At 51.8% G+C, this 15,329-nt stretch carries 13 protein-coding genes; 9 read left to right on the top strand and 4 right to left on the bottom strand.

Annotation, left to right across the window (positions count from 1 at the left end):
- Positions 1 to 271 precede the first annotated feature (271 nt).
- The 4 genes from FW415_RS24865 to FW415_RS24850 all read left to right on the top strand — a co-directional run bounded on the left by FW415_RS24865 (position 272) and on the right by FW415_RS24850 (position 4,814).
- A complete protein-coding gene (locus tag FW415_RS24865; protein ID WP_148389782.1) occupies positions 272 to 676 on the top strand; it encodes a DUF3127 domain-containing protein in 405 nt (134 codons plus the stop codon).
- Between the two features lie 249 nt (positions 677 to 925).
- On the top strand, positions 926 to 2,482 hold the full coding sequence (locus FW415_RS24860) for an NAD(P)/FAD-dependent oxidoreductase (protein WP_148389781.1): 1,557 nt from the start codon (positions 926 to 928) through the stop codon (positions 2,480 to 2,482).
- Positions 2,483 to 2,586: 104 nt separating this feature from the next.
- Positions 2,587 to 3,498, top strand: a complete 912-nt coding sequence (locus FW415_RS24855) for an ABC transporter ATP-binding protein (RefSeq protein ID WP_148389780.1) — start codon at positions 2,587 to 2,589, stop codon at positions 3,496 to 3,498.
- 20 nt (positions 3,499 to 3,518) lie between these two features.
- Entirely contained in the window at positions 3,519 to 4,814 is a 1,296-nt protein-coding gene (locus FW415_RS24850; RefSeq protein ID WP_148389779.1) for an ABC transporter permease, read from the top strand.
- A 138-nt stretch (positions 4,815 to 4,952) separates the two neighbouring features.
- Here the strand turns inward: FW415_RS24850 and FW415_RS24845 are convergent, their stop codons facing one another.
- Together FW415_RS24845 and FW415_RS24840 are read right to left on the bottom strand one after the other, a co-directional pair.
- Positions 4,953 to 5,903, bottom strand: coding sequence for a nitronate monooxygenase family protein (locus FW415_RS24845; protein ID WP_148389778.1), 951 nt, complete (start codon positions 5,901 to 5,903; stop codon positions 4,953 to 4,955).
- A 14-nt stretch (positions 5,904 to 5,917) separates the two neighbouring features.
- Positions 5,918 to 6,910 carry a sugar phosphate nucleotidyltransferase gene (locus FW415_RS24840; RefSeq protein ID WP_148389777.1) on the bottom strand — a complete coding sequence of 331 codons (993 nt, stop codon included), beginning with the start codon at positions 6,908 to 6,910 and terminating at the stop codon, positions 5,918 to 5,920.
- A gap of 178 nt (positions 6,911 to 7,088) precedes the next feature.
- Between FW415_RS24840 and glyA the strand changes: the two genes are divergently transcribed.
- On the top strand, positions 7,089 to 8,366 hold the full coding sequence (gene glyA, locus FW415_RS24835) for a serine hydroxymethyltransferase (RefSeq protein WP_148389776.1): 1,278 nt from the start codon (positions 7,089 to 7,091) through the stop codon (positions 8,364 to 8,366).
- Between the two features lie 69 nt (positions 8,367 to 8,435).
- On the opposite strand, the gene FW415_RS24830 is transcribed toward glyA, so the two are convergent.
- Positions 8,436 to 9,746, bottom strand: coding sequence for a Fic family protein (locus FW415_RS24830; protein ID WP_148389775.1), 1,311 nt, complete (start codon positions 9,744 to 9,746; stop codon positions 8,436 to 8,438).
- A 43-nt stretch (positions 9,747 to 9,789) separates the two neighbouring features.
- Positions 9,790 to 12,156: a PDZ domain-containing protein gene (locus FW415_RS24825; RefSeq protein WP_148389774.1), complete on the bottom strand. Its 2,367-nt coding sequence runs from the start codon at positions 12,154 to 12,156 to the stop codon at positions 9,790 to 9,792.
- 323 nt (positions 12,157 to 12,479) lie between these two features.
- Between FW415_RS24825 and FW415_RS24820 the strand changes: the two genes are divergently transcribed.
- The 4 genes from FW415_RS24820 to FW415_RS24805 are packed head-to-tail and all read left to right on the top strand — an operon-like array spanning position 12,480 to position 15,325.
- Complete coding sequence (locus FW415_RS24820) at positions 12,480 to 13,316, top strand: ATP-binding cassette domain-containing protein (protein WP_148389773.1); 837 nt, start codon at positions 12,480 to 12,482, stop codon at positions 13,314 to 13,316.
- 11 nt (positions 13,317 to 13,327) lie between these two features.
- Complete coding sequence (locus FW415_RS24815; RefSeq protein ID WP_148389772.1) at positions 13,328 to 14,161, top strand: hypothetical protein; 834 nt, start codon at positions 13,328 to 13,330, stop codon at positions 14,159 to 14,161.
- A gap of 24 nt (positions 14,162 to 14,185) precedes the next feature.
- The gene (locus FW415_RS24810; RefSeq protein WP_148389771.1) at positions 14,186 to 14,560 is read left to right on the top strand and encodes a GntR family transcriptional regulator; all 375 of its coding nucleotides are present in this window, start codon (positions 14,186 to 14,188) and stop codon (positions 14,558 to 14,560) included.
- A gap of 18 nt (positions 14,561 to 14,578) precedes the next feature.
- Positions 14,579 to 15,325 (top strand): hypothetical protein, encoded by a 747-nt coding sequence (locus FW415_RS24805; RefSeq protein ID WP_148389770.1) that lies wholly within the window; start codon positions 14,579 to 14,581, stop codon positions 15,323 to 15,325.
- The last annotated feature ends 4 nt before the right edge of the window (positions 15,326 to 15,329 follow it).

Here is a 15,329-nt window from a genome sequence, read left to right as displayed (position 1 = left end):
ATATCTGTTTGCTGATTTGCCAGAAATCATCAGCTTAACAGGTAAAATAACATTGCCCATGCTCAGCTTGAAAAATCATACTCCCGGTGGGAACTTTTTATCGGCTTCGGTGTATCTCACTTTTTTGGAAAACTGCATTCGGTATTCTCAATTTTCGTGCAAATGTATGGTGTTGTTCGCATAAATGTAGAATAACTTGTGCAAAAGTAATTCAGTGATCCTATATTGAAAAACTTATCTTTGGCGCAATTGAAATTTTAAATTTGTTTTTATGAGTTTTGAAATTACCGGAAAGCTGATAGTGAAGTACAACACGGTTCAACGCAGTGAATCATTCAAGACCCGGGAATTCGTGATAGAGAAATCCGATGATATAAACGGCCGGGTGATTACGAATTATGTCAAGTTTCAGTCTGTACAGGACCGTACTGCTATCGTTGATCGCCACAATGAAGGTGAAATGGTTAAAGTTTATTTTAATATAAAAGGCACCCGCTGGGAAAAAGACGGCAAGGTGAACTACATCACCAACCTCGATGCATGGCGCATGGAAAGCATGATGCAGGCACAGCCCGGAGCGGACCGCCAGCCTGATTACAACACATCCCAGGAAGCGCCCTTCAGCAACGGAGGCGGTAACAGCGGCGGCAACAGCGGTGATGATCTGCCGTTCTAACCTTCCAGGTAGCAACATATTAGCATGCAAAGGGTCCCGCAAAACGGGGCCCTTTGTTATTCGGACAAATGCCTGCCGCCTTTATATTGTCTTCAACGCCGCTGCTCACCGCCTGTTATGCATATGCATGGCGCACCCGCCCCGCCCTGCAAACGCACGCCTGCCCCCCTTTATCTTATCTTCTGCACCGCCGCTTCCACCCGGATGCCTTATCTTTGCATCAGTTTTAGGATAAATACCTAACCACCGATGATACAACAGATCTCCCTCAAGCTGCTTCCACAGGATGCTGCCCACCAGCGCAGCATAACAAGACTGGCCGCTGCCCAGCTCGGCATCAGGCCTTCTGCCATTACCGGCTTTAATCTTCTCAAGCGATCCATAGACGCCCGCTCCCGGCAGGCATATTACGTGCTCACGCTGGAAGTCTTTATACAAGAGCCTTTCCGCCAACGGGAGCAACCGGTGTTCTGCTACGACCAGCTCCGCGGCAACGCACAACGTGTGATCATCATAGGAGCCGGGCCTGCCGGGCTTTTCGCCGCATTACGGCTTATAGAGCTGGGCCTCCGGCCCATTGTGCTGGAAAGGGGGAAAGATGTACGCGCCCGGCGGCGGGACCTTGCCGCCCTCAACAAAACAGGCATCGTCAACCCCGAATCCAACTACTGCTTCGGAGAAGGTGGGGCAGGCACTTATTCAGACGGCAAACTGTACACCCGCTCCAACAAACGGGGCAACATCAACCGCATCCTCCATATCTTCCGGCAGTTCGGCGCGGAAGACAATATACTGGCGGATGCACATCCGCACATCGGCACCAACAAGCTGCCCCATATCATCACCGCCATGCGCGAACAGATCGTTGCCTGCGGCGGGGAAGTGCATTTTGAACAAAAGATGACGGGACTGGTACTGCATAACGGGCACGTTCAAGGGGTGAAAACGGCGGATGGCGCCACCTGGGAAGCTTCCCGGGTGATCCTGGCCACGGGGCACTCCGCGCGGGACATCTTCCAGCTGCTGCATGACCAGCAGATATTAATAGAAGCCAAACCCTTTGCCCTCGGCGTTCGTGTAGAGCATCCGCAAACACTGATCGACAGCGTGCAATATCATTGCCCGCTGCGTGGCGACTTCCTGCCACCGGCCAGCTACAGCCTTGTGGAGCAGGTAGATGGCCGGGGCGTGTTCTCCTTCTGTATGTGTCCCGGTGGCATCATTGCCCCCGCGGCCACCTCACCGGGGGAGCTGGTGGTGAACGGCTGGTCGCCCTCAAAACGCAACAACCCCTTTGCCAATTCCGGTATGGTGGTGACGGTGGATGAAACGGACTTTGCGCCATTCGCCCGCGAAGGCGCGCTGGCTGCCATGCATTACCAGCAGATGGTGGAGCGCGATGCATTCGCAGCGGGAGGCGGCAATTTTGTAGCACCCGCTCAGCGGATGACGGACTTTGTCAGGGGCAAAGTGTCCGCTACCTTGCCGGATTGCTCCTACATCCCGGGCGTGAACAGCGTGGACCTCCGCGAAGTGTTGCCCGCGGCGGTACACAGCAGGCTGGGGGAAGCCTTTAAGGCTTTCGGGAAAAAGATCAGGGGATATTATACGGAAGACGCGATACTGGTGGCCACCGAATCCCGTACCTCATCCCCGGTGCGCATCCCGAGGGATACCGCAACGCTGATGCACCCGCAGGTAACGGGGCTGTACCCCTGTGGCGAAGGCGCCGGTTATGCGGGAGGGATCGTTTCTGCCGCAATGGACGGGGAAAGGGTTGCGGAGGCTATCGCTGCGGCACTGTAGCGCATTCGGGCGGTTCGTACATCGAATCCCCGTGTTCGTGTATTATTATAAAATTATCATATTAATTCTTTGGGCCCATTCATCTAATCATTTAACTTAACAGTATGAACGTACTGGAACTGCAACATCTCCGGAAGCACTATGCCACGCATAAAGCCGTGGACGATATCAGCTTCGCCATCCCCAAAGGCAGCATATTCGGACTGCTGGGCCCCAACGGTGCGGGAAAGACCACCCTGCTGCGAATGATCACCGGTATCTTTTACCCGGACAGCGGCGAGATCATTTTCGACGGCAAAAAATTCGACCCCCTGCGGGATATACAATACATCGGCTACATGCCCGAGGAGCGCGGTCTTTACAAGAAAATGAAAGTAGGCGAGCAGGCCATGTACCTGGCGCAGCTCAAAGGCCTCAGCAAGCAGGATGCCCGCGAAAAGATCGATTACTGGTTCTCGAAGTTCGAGATGACCTCCTGGGTGAACAAGAAAGTGGAAGAGCTGAGCAAAGGCATGCAGCAGAAAGTACAGTTCATCTCCACCATCATGCATCACCCCAGGCTGCTGATCCTCGATGAGCCTTTCTCCGGCCTCGATCCCATCAACTCCCAGCTGATACAGGACGAGATATTCGACATGGCGAAAAACGGCACCACCGTCATATTCTCCACCCACCGCATGGAGCAGGTGGAAGAGATCTGCGATCACATCGTACTGGTCAACAAAGGCCGCAAAGTGCTGGATGGCTCCGTCAAGCAGATCAAGCAGGACTTCAAGGAGCATCTCTTCCGCATCGGGCTGGATGAGCAGCCCAACCCCGCCCAGATGGCTACCTGGCACTTTACCATCATCAAACAACATGAAAAGGCCTACACCCTGAAGCTCAACGAAGCCAGCAAAACGAACGATATCCTTTCCCACTTCATACAACACGGCATCCAGGTGAACTACTTTGAGGAAATATTGCCTACCATCAACGAAGTATTCATCTCCCGGGTAAAAAGCACCGAAGTCTAAACCTCTAATATTCTTCTCTTATGAACAAAATATGGATCATCATAAAAAGGGAGTACCTCACCCGGGTGAAAAAGAAGTCCTTTCTGATCGTCACCCTGCTTGTACCCGTGCTGTTTATCGCCATGATGCTCATTCCTATACTGATGATGCAGTCCGGCGACAATGAGAAGATCGCCGTAGTGGATGATAGCAAAGTGTTCCAGGGAAAGCTGGCGGATGACGGCGGGGTACATTACAAGTTCGTGGATGCCAGGGTGGATACCTTCAAGAATACTTATCTGTCCCACGGCTACACCGGTCTGCTGCACATTCCGGAGATGGACATCAACCGCCCCGGCAGCATCGTGTATTACAGCAAAGGCCAGATGAACGTTATGCTCAAATCCAATATGGAGCGGCGGCTGGAAAATGTGCTGGAAGACAAGAGAATGGAAGTGGCCGGTATCGACAAGGAAAAAGTGGAAAGCATCCGTGCGGATATCGATATTGTGAACCTTGCCGGCAAGGACGAAAAGAAAGGCAGCGCCGGACTGGCCTATGCCGTAGGGTATGGCGCCGCCTTCCTGGTATATATCATCCTGCTCGTTTTCGGCACCACCGTAATGCGCGGGGTGATGGAGGAAAAAATGAACCGCGTGGCGGAAGTCATGATCTCCAGCGTGAAGCCGTTCCAGCTGATGATGGGCAAGATCGTGGGCATTGCCGGTGTGGGCCTCACGCAGTTCCTGATATGGATCGTGCTGATCGTGGGTCTGCAGATGCTGCTGCCGCTGTTTGTGAGTCCGGATACCGTGAACGCCGCCGCGGCGCAGGGCACAGGCAATAACGCCGCCATGGCGGAGGCCATCAGCAAGATCAACTTTGTGGTGGAAGGCGTGAACTGGCCGCTGATCATTACCTGCTTTGTGTTTTATTTCCTGGGCGGTTACCTTTTCTATGCGGCGTTGTTCGCAGCTGTGGGCAGCCTGGTGAATGAAGATCCCAACGAAGCACAGGCGCTTACTTTCCCCATCACGCTTCCGGTGATCATCTCCATATTTATCATGTTTGCCGCCGTGCGTAACCCCAACGGGCAGCTGGCGGTGTGGGGAAGCATCATTCCTTTCTCTTCGCCTGTAGTGATGATGGCGCGTATCCCTTACGGGGTGCCGGGAACGGTGCCTTACTGGCAGCTGGGTTTGTCCGTTTTGTTCCTGATAGCCGGTTTTATCGGTACCACCTGGCTGGCGGCAAAGATCTACCGGACGGGGATACTGCTGTACGGAAAGAAAGTGACGCTGAAGGAAGTGGGGAAGTGGCTCGTGAGGAAGAATTGATTATTTTTTTGATAAAAGCGAAGCCGGGCATTGGTCCGGCTTTTTTTATAGCGTGGGGAAGAGTTGGGGACCGGCGGCAGATCATGTATGCGGCCGCCGTTGTGTCACTCCCTTCAGCGGCAGGGCTTCTGCGGGGCATTACATTTGATATAGCTGCTGACGGACGCTGTTGAACTCCTCCCATATCTCTTTTACGATCTCCGCGGCGGGTTTGATGTCTTTGATCATGGCGCTGACCTGCCCGATCTCCAGTTCACCTTCATCGAGCCTTCCTTCGAACATGCCAAGTTTCGCCCTGCCGCGGCCCAGCAGCAAGGCAAGTTCTTCCGGGCCGGCGCCTTTCAGTTCTGCGGCGCGCACCGCATCATAAAAAGCATTTTTCAGTAACCGCACCGGTGTCAGTTTTTTCATGGACAACATGGTATCCCCTTCCCCGGCTTTCACCACCGCTTCCTTGAAGAGCATATGCGATGAGGCTTCCGGCGTAGCTACAAACCGGCTGCCCACCTGTACGCCCGATGCGCCCAGGGCAAAAGCTGCCGCCATGGCCCTGCCGGAGGCAATGCCTCCCGCTGCGATAACCGGGATCTGCACGGCGTCGGCCACCATCGGTATCAGTACCATGGAAGTGGTTTCTTCCCGGCCATTGTGGCCGCCTGCCTCAAAACCCTCCGCTACCACAGCATCCACACCGGCTTCCTGGCTTTTGAGCGCGAATTTGGCGCTGGACACCACATGCACTACGGTAATGCCTTTTTCTTTCAGTACGGGCGTCCAGCTTTTAGGATTGCCGGCAGAGGTAAAAACGATGCGCACCCCTTCCTCGATAATGATCTGGATGTGTTTGTCGATATCCGGGTACAGCAAAGGCACGTTCACGCCAAAAGGCTGGTCTGTAGCCTGTTTGCACTGGCGGATATGATCACGCAGCACATCCGGGTACATGCTGCCGGAGCCGATGATGCCCAAACCGCCTGCATTGCCGACCGCACTGGCCAGGCGCCAGCCGCTGGCCCAGACCATGCCGGCCTGTATGACCGGATAACGGATATTAAAAAGACGGGTAATACTGTTGCTGAATGCAGCCATAATTTCCTGATTGGTTAGCCCAGGTCTATCTCCGTGTTATCCCCGATGTTGAGGCTTTGGCTCAGCCCGCGGATATTGGCATCGCTGCCGATAAGCGAAGATTTCAGCACCACTTCATACAGGTTGCTGAAAGACCCGATGATGGAATCCTTTACGATGGAGTAACTGATAACCGTATTGTCACCGATCGCCACATTCGGCCCGATAATGCTGTTCTTGATATTGCAGCCTTCACCGATGCTCACGGGCGGAATAATGATCGTATTCTCGTATGGCAATACCGGATTGGTCGCCAGCTTGTATTTTTTAAGGAGGATGGCATTGGTCTCCAGCAGGTTTTCTTTTCTGCCGCAATCGAACCAGTTGCTCACTTTGAACGCATTGAGCTGAACGCCGTGGCCGATCATGCATTCCAGCGCATCGGTGAGCTGAAACTCGTCGTGCGACCGGATCTGCTGCTGTATGTTATCTTCCAGGCATTTGTACAGCTGTTCCGTTTCCCGGATCTTGTACATGCCCACCAGGGCCATATTGGATTTCGGGATCTGCGGTTTCTCCACTACCCGGGTAATGGTGCCCGATCCATCCGTTTCCGCCACACCAAAGTTGCGGGGATCGTCCACTTTTTTCACGCCCAGCAGGGAATGAGGGTAGCTGATCACTTCCCGGAAATCACATTCCACAATAGTATCGCCGAGCACAATGAGTATCTCGTCGTTCTGCACCACTTCCCGCGTCAGCAATATAGCGTGGCCGGTACCCTCACGGTCGTTCTGCTGTACGAAATGGGTGGTGAGGTCCGGGTACTTCTTTTGTACATAATGCTGGATCTTTTCCCCGAGGTAGCCCACAACGAATACGAACTCCGTGATGCCCGCCTCCACCAGCTGGTCCACAATAATGCTCAGGATGGTCCTCCCCGCCAGGGGGATCAGCGCTTTGGGCTGCGTGTATGTATGTGGCCGTAGTTTGGTGCCGGCACCTGCTACTGGTATGATTGCCTTCATGAATGTTGGTGTAGATTGCGGGCAAATTACGTAATCAATCACGAATTATGAATTTGGGGCGGGATTGATTTTATGCATTTTAAATTTGCATCATGTATCTAAACACTTCTTTTCCTCAATTCCTAATTCGTAATTAATAAGAAGATGATTAATTTTGCGTCTTAAATTTTCCTTCACCATGCAAAAAGACCAGCAGATATTTGATATCATTGGCCAGGAACTGGAAAGACAGCGCCATGGCATTGAGCTGATAGCTTCGGAGAACTTTACCAGCCTGCAGGTAATGCAGGCCATGGGCAACGTTATGACCAATAAATACGCGGAAGGTTACCCCGGCCGCCGCTATTATGGCGGATGCGAGGTAGTGGACCTGAGCGAACAGCTGGCGATAGACCGCGCCAAACAGATGTTCGGAGCGGAATATGCGAACGTGCAGCCCCACTCCGGCGCACAGGCTAACGCCGCCGTATTGCTGGCTATTTTGCAGGCAGGGGACAAGATACTTGGGCTGGACCTGAGCATGGGCGGGCACCTTACGCATGGCTCTTCCGTGAACTTTTCCGGAAAGCTGTACCAGCCGTTCTTCTATGGTGTAAATAAAGAAACCGGCCTTGTTGAATATGATGTGATGGAGGAAAAGGCGCTGGCCGAAAAGCCGAAGGTGATCATCTGCGGCGCTTCTGCCTATAGCCGTGACTGGGACTACAAACGCATCCGCGAGATCGCCGACAAGGTAGGCGCATTCGTGATGGCGGATATCGCGCATCCTGCTGGCCTTATCGCCAAAGGGCTGCTGAATTCCCCGTTCGAGCATTGCCATTTTGTTACGACTACCACCCATAAAACCCTGCGCGGTCCCCGTGGCGGCCTCATTCTCATGGGGAAAGACTTCGAAAATCCCTTCGGCCTCAAAACACCGAAAGGCGAAGTGCGCATGATGAGCTCCCTGCTGGATATGGCCGTATTCCCCGGTATCCAGGGCGGGCCACTCGAACATGTGATCGCAGCGAAAGCCGTGTCCTTCTTCGAAGTATTGTCCGATGAATACGATGTCTACGCGCGCCAGGTTATCCGCAACGCACAGGCCATGGCCCGGGCGTTTATGGAGAAAGGCTACCAGATCGTTTCCGGCGGTACCGATAACCACCTGATGCTGATCGACCTCCGCAACAAGAACATCAGCGGTAAAAAAGCAGAACAGGTGCTGGTGAAAGCAGATGTTACCGTGAACAAGAACATGGTGCCTTTTGACGATAAATCACCTTTCATTACTTCCGGTATCCGTGTAGGTGTGCCGGCCGTGACCACCCGTGGCATGAAAGAAGATCATATGCCGCTTATCGTGAACTGGATCGATCAGCTGATCCTGGATGCGGATAATGAAGGGTTGATCACAAAAGTAAGGGGAGAAGTGAATGAGTTCATGAGGCAGTTCCCGCTGTATCCGGAGATGTAGGATTGAAATGAGATTTGAATACTTTGCCGTCCTGGAAGCAATTCCGGGACGGTTTTTTTGTTCGGAAGGTTATTGAATGTGCTGCAATTCTTCCAACAGCAGCCGGCTGTTTTCCCGGACGAGTTCCCTGATTTCATTGGGAGAGAGGAATTCGCCGTATTTTTTTGTTATGGTATCGGCTTTTGATGTTATTTGGTAGTCGTAGCTTTTGAGAGAAATGTTAATGGTCAAATGGGTATTATATCCGCTTTTCTTCATTTTCCTTAAAAAGCCTGTCATAATTATATCGGAGAACTTGTCAGCATTTGTTTCACTTTTCAAAATTTTCTCTGCACCGTCGTTGTTAGAAACACCTTTACCAGCGTTTCCTATCTGGAAAACAACTTGACAAGCAGGATTATCAAACAAACCTGCAAACTTCTGATAGGCATTCAGAAACTCGTCATACAAATATCGGAGTGATACCTGCCACAACTCCAGCAGCACCTCGGGAGATTTCTGCACCTCACCCTGCATCGGTTTTAATGAGCGCTTTAGCAATTCAATTTCTTTGTCAATATCATCCGCCTCTTCTATCGATTCACTTTTTGCAGCTTTTATATTCAGCCGCAGGCTCCAGGCCAGTTGATCCGCAATATATTGCACAAATGCGTCCAGGTTGCCGGTGTCCGCCTGGTTTAGTGCAAAAAGATAATTTTTCTTGTCGCTTGATTTAATGATCACAGGGGGCAGATCGTTCCTGAGCAGTACGTAGTTCATGAGCAACCGTGATATCCTGCCATTGCCATCATCAAAAGGATGGATCAGTACAAACCGGTAGTGCAGCAGGGCGGCCAGGGCTACCGGGTGCAATTCCTTCTTTTCTTCTTCTTCCCGGAACCAGGCTATCAGCTCTCCCATTTTCAAGGGCGTTTCTGCGGGAGAAGCATAGTGAAATATCTCGCCATTTTGCAACCGCACAGAATTAGGATATTCTTTATAGTCGCCTACTTTGATCTGCCTGCGGGTTGGCTGGCCATCGGCTGTTACGGCATCCTTCCAGAAGGGCCGTACCAGCAATATCTTGTTGAGATTTTTGATAGCGGTTTCCGTGAGCGGCACCTCTTTGCTTTCCGCCAGATCTTTTACAAAGTTAAAAGCCACATCATGCGCCTTCATCTCTTCATATTCCCGGAGATCATGATTTCCAGTGGTCTTATCGAAATAAAGCAGCAGTTCCGTCTCGCCGTAAGTCAGCGTATTCCCTTCAAGGTGATTGGAGTTGTAGTTGAACTCCAGCCGGAGCTTCTTGTCCAGCAACCGTTTATCCTCCGCTTTCATTGGAAGAAGGCGGTGAAGTTCATCTATCAGAAGATCAATTTCCTGGATACTGGTGGGCATACGCATGTCAGTTGAATCTCAAATATAAAGGTTTGCCACGAAATTACTTCGTCACCTTCAGCTCCATCGCCCGCTGATGCCTGAATACGGTCATCTGTATGCTTTGCTTCCAGGCATGCTCCTGGTATTTTGCGATGAAACCGGCGATGTTGCTGATCTTTTCCGCTTCCATCGCAATCACCACATCCCCGGTTCTGAAACCTGTCCTATAAGCCTCACATCCTTCCGGTACTTTTTCGAACCAGGCGCCATTTTCATCAGGCAGGCCGGTAGCGGAGCGCTCTCCCAGGCTTTCGATATTTTTTACAGTAGCGCCTTTCCAGGTAATGGAAGATCTGCCCGTGGTCTGTCGGGCGTAAAGTTCTTCCGGTAGCGGAACGGGCGCGGCCATTGCTTTCAGCCTCGGGATGCGCACGCCGAATTCGTTCATCGGGAAGTTCCTGAACCCGATGGCGAGTGCTTTGCTGCCGGGCTTTACCTGGTAATTGCCGGCGGTGAAATCCTGGAACTCCGGGTCCCCGAAACCGGAATGGCTATCCGTGCCATTGGCCTGTGCTGCTTGCAGCGATGCCTTGTCCGGGAAGAAATTGTAGTCTACTTCCGCTCCCCATGTGGTGATGCCGATGGGTTTGTATCCCGCGGTCACAATATTATGACGGAATATATCGCCGCTGTTGGCAAACCATACATGCGGGTGAAATGAATTATTGATCATGATATTGTTCTCCACGACCCGGAAGAAACCTTCCCGGAGCTTCAATCCGCCATTGAGACAAACGTTATTGTAGATGCGGTAATTGGAGGAGCCGTCGTCCAGGTCAATATCCCAGCCATGATCACAGCGGAAGCGGTTATTACGCAGCACGGTAATATCCCGCGCATCAAGGGTGACCAGGCTGATATCGGCCATAGTCGCGCTATCCATCACGCGCCGGTCCGGATGCCAGAAGCGGTCGCGCCCCCAGGAGTTGAAAGCCCCGTGATCGCCTGTTTCCAGCACGGTATGGTACACATCGTTGAACTCGATGATATGCCCGCCCCAGGTGCCTTCACTCACGTTGATGCCTGCACGCGGTACATGATGGATAGTGTTGTGCGAAACAGTGATGTTGGCGGACATGGATATCTGTATGCCGGCGGACTGCTTTTCCACTTCACCGGTGTACTGGATGAGATTGTCCTTTGCATCACAGTAATGCGGGTAGTTGTTATGCTTCGGGCCCGGTGTACGGTCCTGCTGCGCATACGGTACAAACTGGTTGTACTCGAATGCAGGGGAGCGCACGGCATCCGGACTCCCCACAAAGGCGATGCCGCTGGCGCCGGCCTTATAGATATGGCAGCTGTCCACATTCACATAGCGGTTATAGTTATTCAGGAAGATGGCGTTGCCGCCCACCTGATCGAATTTACAGTTGCTGATGTAGCAATATTCCGCACCTTCCATCATCAGGGCGCCGCCGCGGTAGATCGTCCAGTCGCTGCGGAGCAGCGGTTCTTTGGTGAGCATGAATGTGCGGCTGTTCTCCGCGAAGGTGATATTGTTGAGCACCACCTGTTTTATGGGCTGCTGTGCCGAGCCTTTCATAACGATCAGCTCTTTCAGCGATGCGCAGGAAACAATTTCCGGTAGCTGCCCGCCCGGAGGAGGCATGTAATATAAGGTATGGGTTGCACTGTCAAAATACCATTCCTGTGGTGCGTCCAGCTCTTCCAGCACATTTTCCACGAACCGCCGGGTGGGATGGAGGCCCATTTGCCGGTTGTTCTGCCAGCCGCCTTCCAGTATGGCTTCGCCCGTTTCGTCTACGCCGGTGATCCGGTAATGATATCCGCCCCATTCGGAGCGGTGCAGCGCATGCACGATGGCGCCTTTGGGCTGCTTCCAGCCGCGGATGCGTGCGGGTGAAATAGCATCTTCCGCAGTACCGTGGTAGAAGCGGGCTGCGCTGTCGTAGTCAGGATAACGGGCCAGTATCTGCGGTTCACCGTTGATGAAGAGCCTGTCCATCGTGCGGATAACAGGCGGCACAGCGGTTTTATAAATGCCCTGTTCCCAGGGTTCCCAGACCGGCCCGAAAGGTATGGCGCCACTGAGTACAATATCCTCACCCGGGTATCCCATGATGAACAGGAAGGCATTCATATCGGCATTGTCTTCCGGTGTCAGCACAAGCGTACTGTCAAGATAATATGTACCGTCCCGCAGCACCACCTGGATGCTGGCGCGCGGGTGTTGTTTGCGATGTTCCCGCCACATTTGCTGCGCGTGGTGGATGCTGGCTACCGGAGACTCTTTGGCGCCCGGGTTGCCGTTGTTGCCTGAAGGGGAAATATAGATCTGGTGTGTCTGTCCCGACACCGGTAGTATAAAAAGAATGAGACTGCAGCGTAGTATCCAGTTGAACATAATCACATCGTTGAAGAATAAATGTACTCCCTTATCTGGAGGTAAAGTGATAGTAAATGCACGAATCCTGCCAAAAAATGCGCCTTTCGTTATGTAGTCAGATGTCCACGAAGCATGCGGAATCCTCTTCCTGCCCCGCGAATGCGTACCCTCGCGCAGGCCTTTCCGTTGTTACTGCTGCGGGCAGCTGCCCATCCCGCTGTTCCCCATCCCCCATCCCCGAATTCCGCAGTCCGCTTAAAAATTTGGAAATCCAGAATACAGCCTTATATTTGCAGTGTACTATTTAACTAGTACACTATATCAATAACAAAAACAATGGTATGATATCCCTTCAACACCTGCATTTTTCTTACCGCAAAGGCCATCCGGTGCTGGACGATGTATCCCTCACCCTGCAGCCGGGACGCATCTACGGCTTGTTGGGAAGGAACGGCGCCGGCAAGAGCAGCCTGCTGTACAATATCTGCGGCCTGCTTTACCCCAGATCCGGTCATTCTTCCGTGATGGGTTTTGACCCAACAAAACGGGAACCTGCTTTCCTGCAACAGGTGTACCTGCTGCCGGAAGCCTTCAGCCTGCCGGATATGGATACGGGGCAGTATCTCCGGCTTTACACGCCCTTTTATCCGGCTTTTGACCATAAGGCCTTCCATCAGTACCTGGAGGTATTCGAAATTCCCGCCGGCCAGCATCTGCCGGCGCTTAGCCATGGGCAGCAAAAGAAAGTGCTGATCGCATTTGCGCTGGCTACCCGGGCTAAAGTGCTGTTGATGGATGAGCCTACCAATGGCCTGGATATTCCCTCCAAACGCCAGTTCCGCAAAGTGATGGCCGGCTCGCTGGGCGAGGACCAGTGCATGATCATCAGCACGCACCAGGTAAAGGATCTGGACAGCCTTATTGATGAGGTGCTCATCATGGAAGGGGCGCATATCATCCTGCAGGAACCGGTCACCCGTATCACCGAAAAGCTCTCCTTCCGCCATGTAGTGAGCCTTGAAGAAACGGAAGCCCCTCTGTACAGCGAAGGCGCCCTGAAAGGATATGCCGTGGTGGCCGTCAACCGGAAAGAAGAGCACTCGCGGCTGGATATGGAAATGTTCTTCAACGCAGTGCTGTTGGAAAAAGAATCGATCCTTCCTTTGTTCAAACAATAAAATATTACACGATGAAATTTTCGTTCAGGCGTTTTATATATCTGCTCAGGCTGCAACTGGCCGTGAACAGGAAGCTTTATCTACTGGGGATAGCGTCTATTGCCGGAATATTGCTGGCCTTCATGCTTTTTCTTTCTTATATGGAGGGATTGAATTACAACAGTCAGACATTTATGTTCATGATAGGGCTGGTATTGTCGTCCGCGGTTTTCGGGTCTACTATTTTCAAACAGTTCTCGAAGAAGGAAGACCGTACGATGGCGCTCATGCTTCCCGCTTCCGCCGCTGAGCGGATGGCGGTAGCGCTGCTGCTGGTGATCGTGATCTATCCGCTTGTTTACATGCTGATCAGCGTACCCTGCCTCATGATTGCCGTTTATCTGGACCTGCATTGGAACAATAATGTAAATGCAGTTTTTTTGCCCAATAGTATTGAAACTTTATATGCCTTCATCGCTAACATTTTGGTGCAGTCCTTCGTGTTGCTGGGGGCTATCTGGTTCCGCAAGCAGGCATTTGTCAAAACCGTGGTATTACTGTTTGTGACTTTCTTTATGTTCATTCTCCTGAGTAATTATTCCGGCGAAGCCGCGATCCGAAGGCACAGAACGGCTGATGCTTTCACAAAAGATACCCTGTACAGTTATTCTGCTACCAATCCCTATTATTACATCCGCCTGGGCAAGGCGGTTAAGGTCAGGGAAAGTCAGTTTGAGCATGTGGGGACAGATTACGGGGTAGCCTTGCCTTCTTCCGTTCAGATACCTTTTCTGCTGAGTCTTGGACTGGTTCCTTTGTTCCTGTGGGGTGTAACCTGGATGAAGATCCGCGAACAGCAGTTGTAAATCATTATCATTCAAACCGCCAACATGGAATTCAATCATACACAGGCCATTTACCTTCAGATCGCTGATTACGTCTGCGACCAGGTGCAATTGCAGCACTGGTTGCCGGATGGGAAAGTGCCTTCCGTCCGGGAGCTGGCCGTTTCGCTGGAGGTCAATCCCAATACCGTTATGCGGTCATATGAATACCTGCAGCAGCAGGGTATTATTTATACCAAACGGGGCATGGGATATTTTGTGAGCGAAGACGCCATTAAAAAGATCACGGTGATCCGGAAAGAGCTGTTCCTGCAGGAGGAATTGCCGCAGTTCTTCCGCAGGATGTTCCTGCTGGGCATTGAGCTGGATGAGCTGAAAGCGCGCTATGAAAAATACAAGCAGCGCCAGGTAAAAGCATAACCTAATAAAGAATTTATCATGAAAAAAAGTAATAAACTGCTGATCGCACTTTTCCTGTTCATTCCCGCTTCCATTTTGTTCCATAACTTTCTATTGGGTCGGGAGTTTGCCAAAGGTAATATCCAGCGGTTCAACACGGAGGGTATCAAAGTTCGTCAACAATCGCTGCAGCCTTTCCGGCATGTCGTGTACGATGGCATTTTATGGTATAAATCGGGTGACAACCTGCTTAATATTTCGGGGGAGCATCAGAAGCTGACCTTGCTTACGGCTGGAAGTACCACCCCATACTTTGTAGTAAGCCCCATGCTGGAGAAGTACCTGAAGATTGAGCAGCGGAATGATACGCTTTTTGTTTCCCATGAGGTTAAGGGCCAGATGATGGGTGAGTACTACGATGACAAATCGCTTAAGGTCTATGCTCCCGAGTTGTCTTCTATTACGGTAAGGTATGCTGAAATCGACATGTACGGTTTTGCGCAGGATGTGCCGGTAAAAATACATGTACAGCGGTCATCGTGTTCTATATTCGGATTGTCTTTACCGAAGCTAGACCTGGAGCTGGAGGAAAGCGCCCATTGCAGCATTCTGCTGAACGGCCGGGTGGATACCTTAGGTTATCAGCTGGATAAAAATGCCAGTCTGACCATTTCAAATGACATCGGGATCGGCGCGTTCCGGCCCGGGAAAATTGATTCCCTGGCTACTATTTCCTTGTCGGGGAGGGCCGGGAATATGAGCGAAGTGCTGAAGGCAGTAAAATAATAAT

Origin of the sequence: Chitinophaga sp. XS-30 (assembly GCF_008086345.1) — a bacterium.
Taxonomy (GTDB): Bacteria; Bacteroidota; Bacteroidia; order Chitinophagales; family Chitinophagaceae; genus Chitinophaga.
This window is presented reverse-complemented; position numbering and strand designations above follow the sequence as displayed.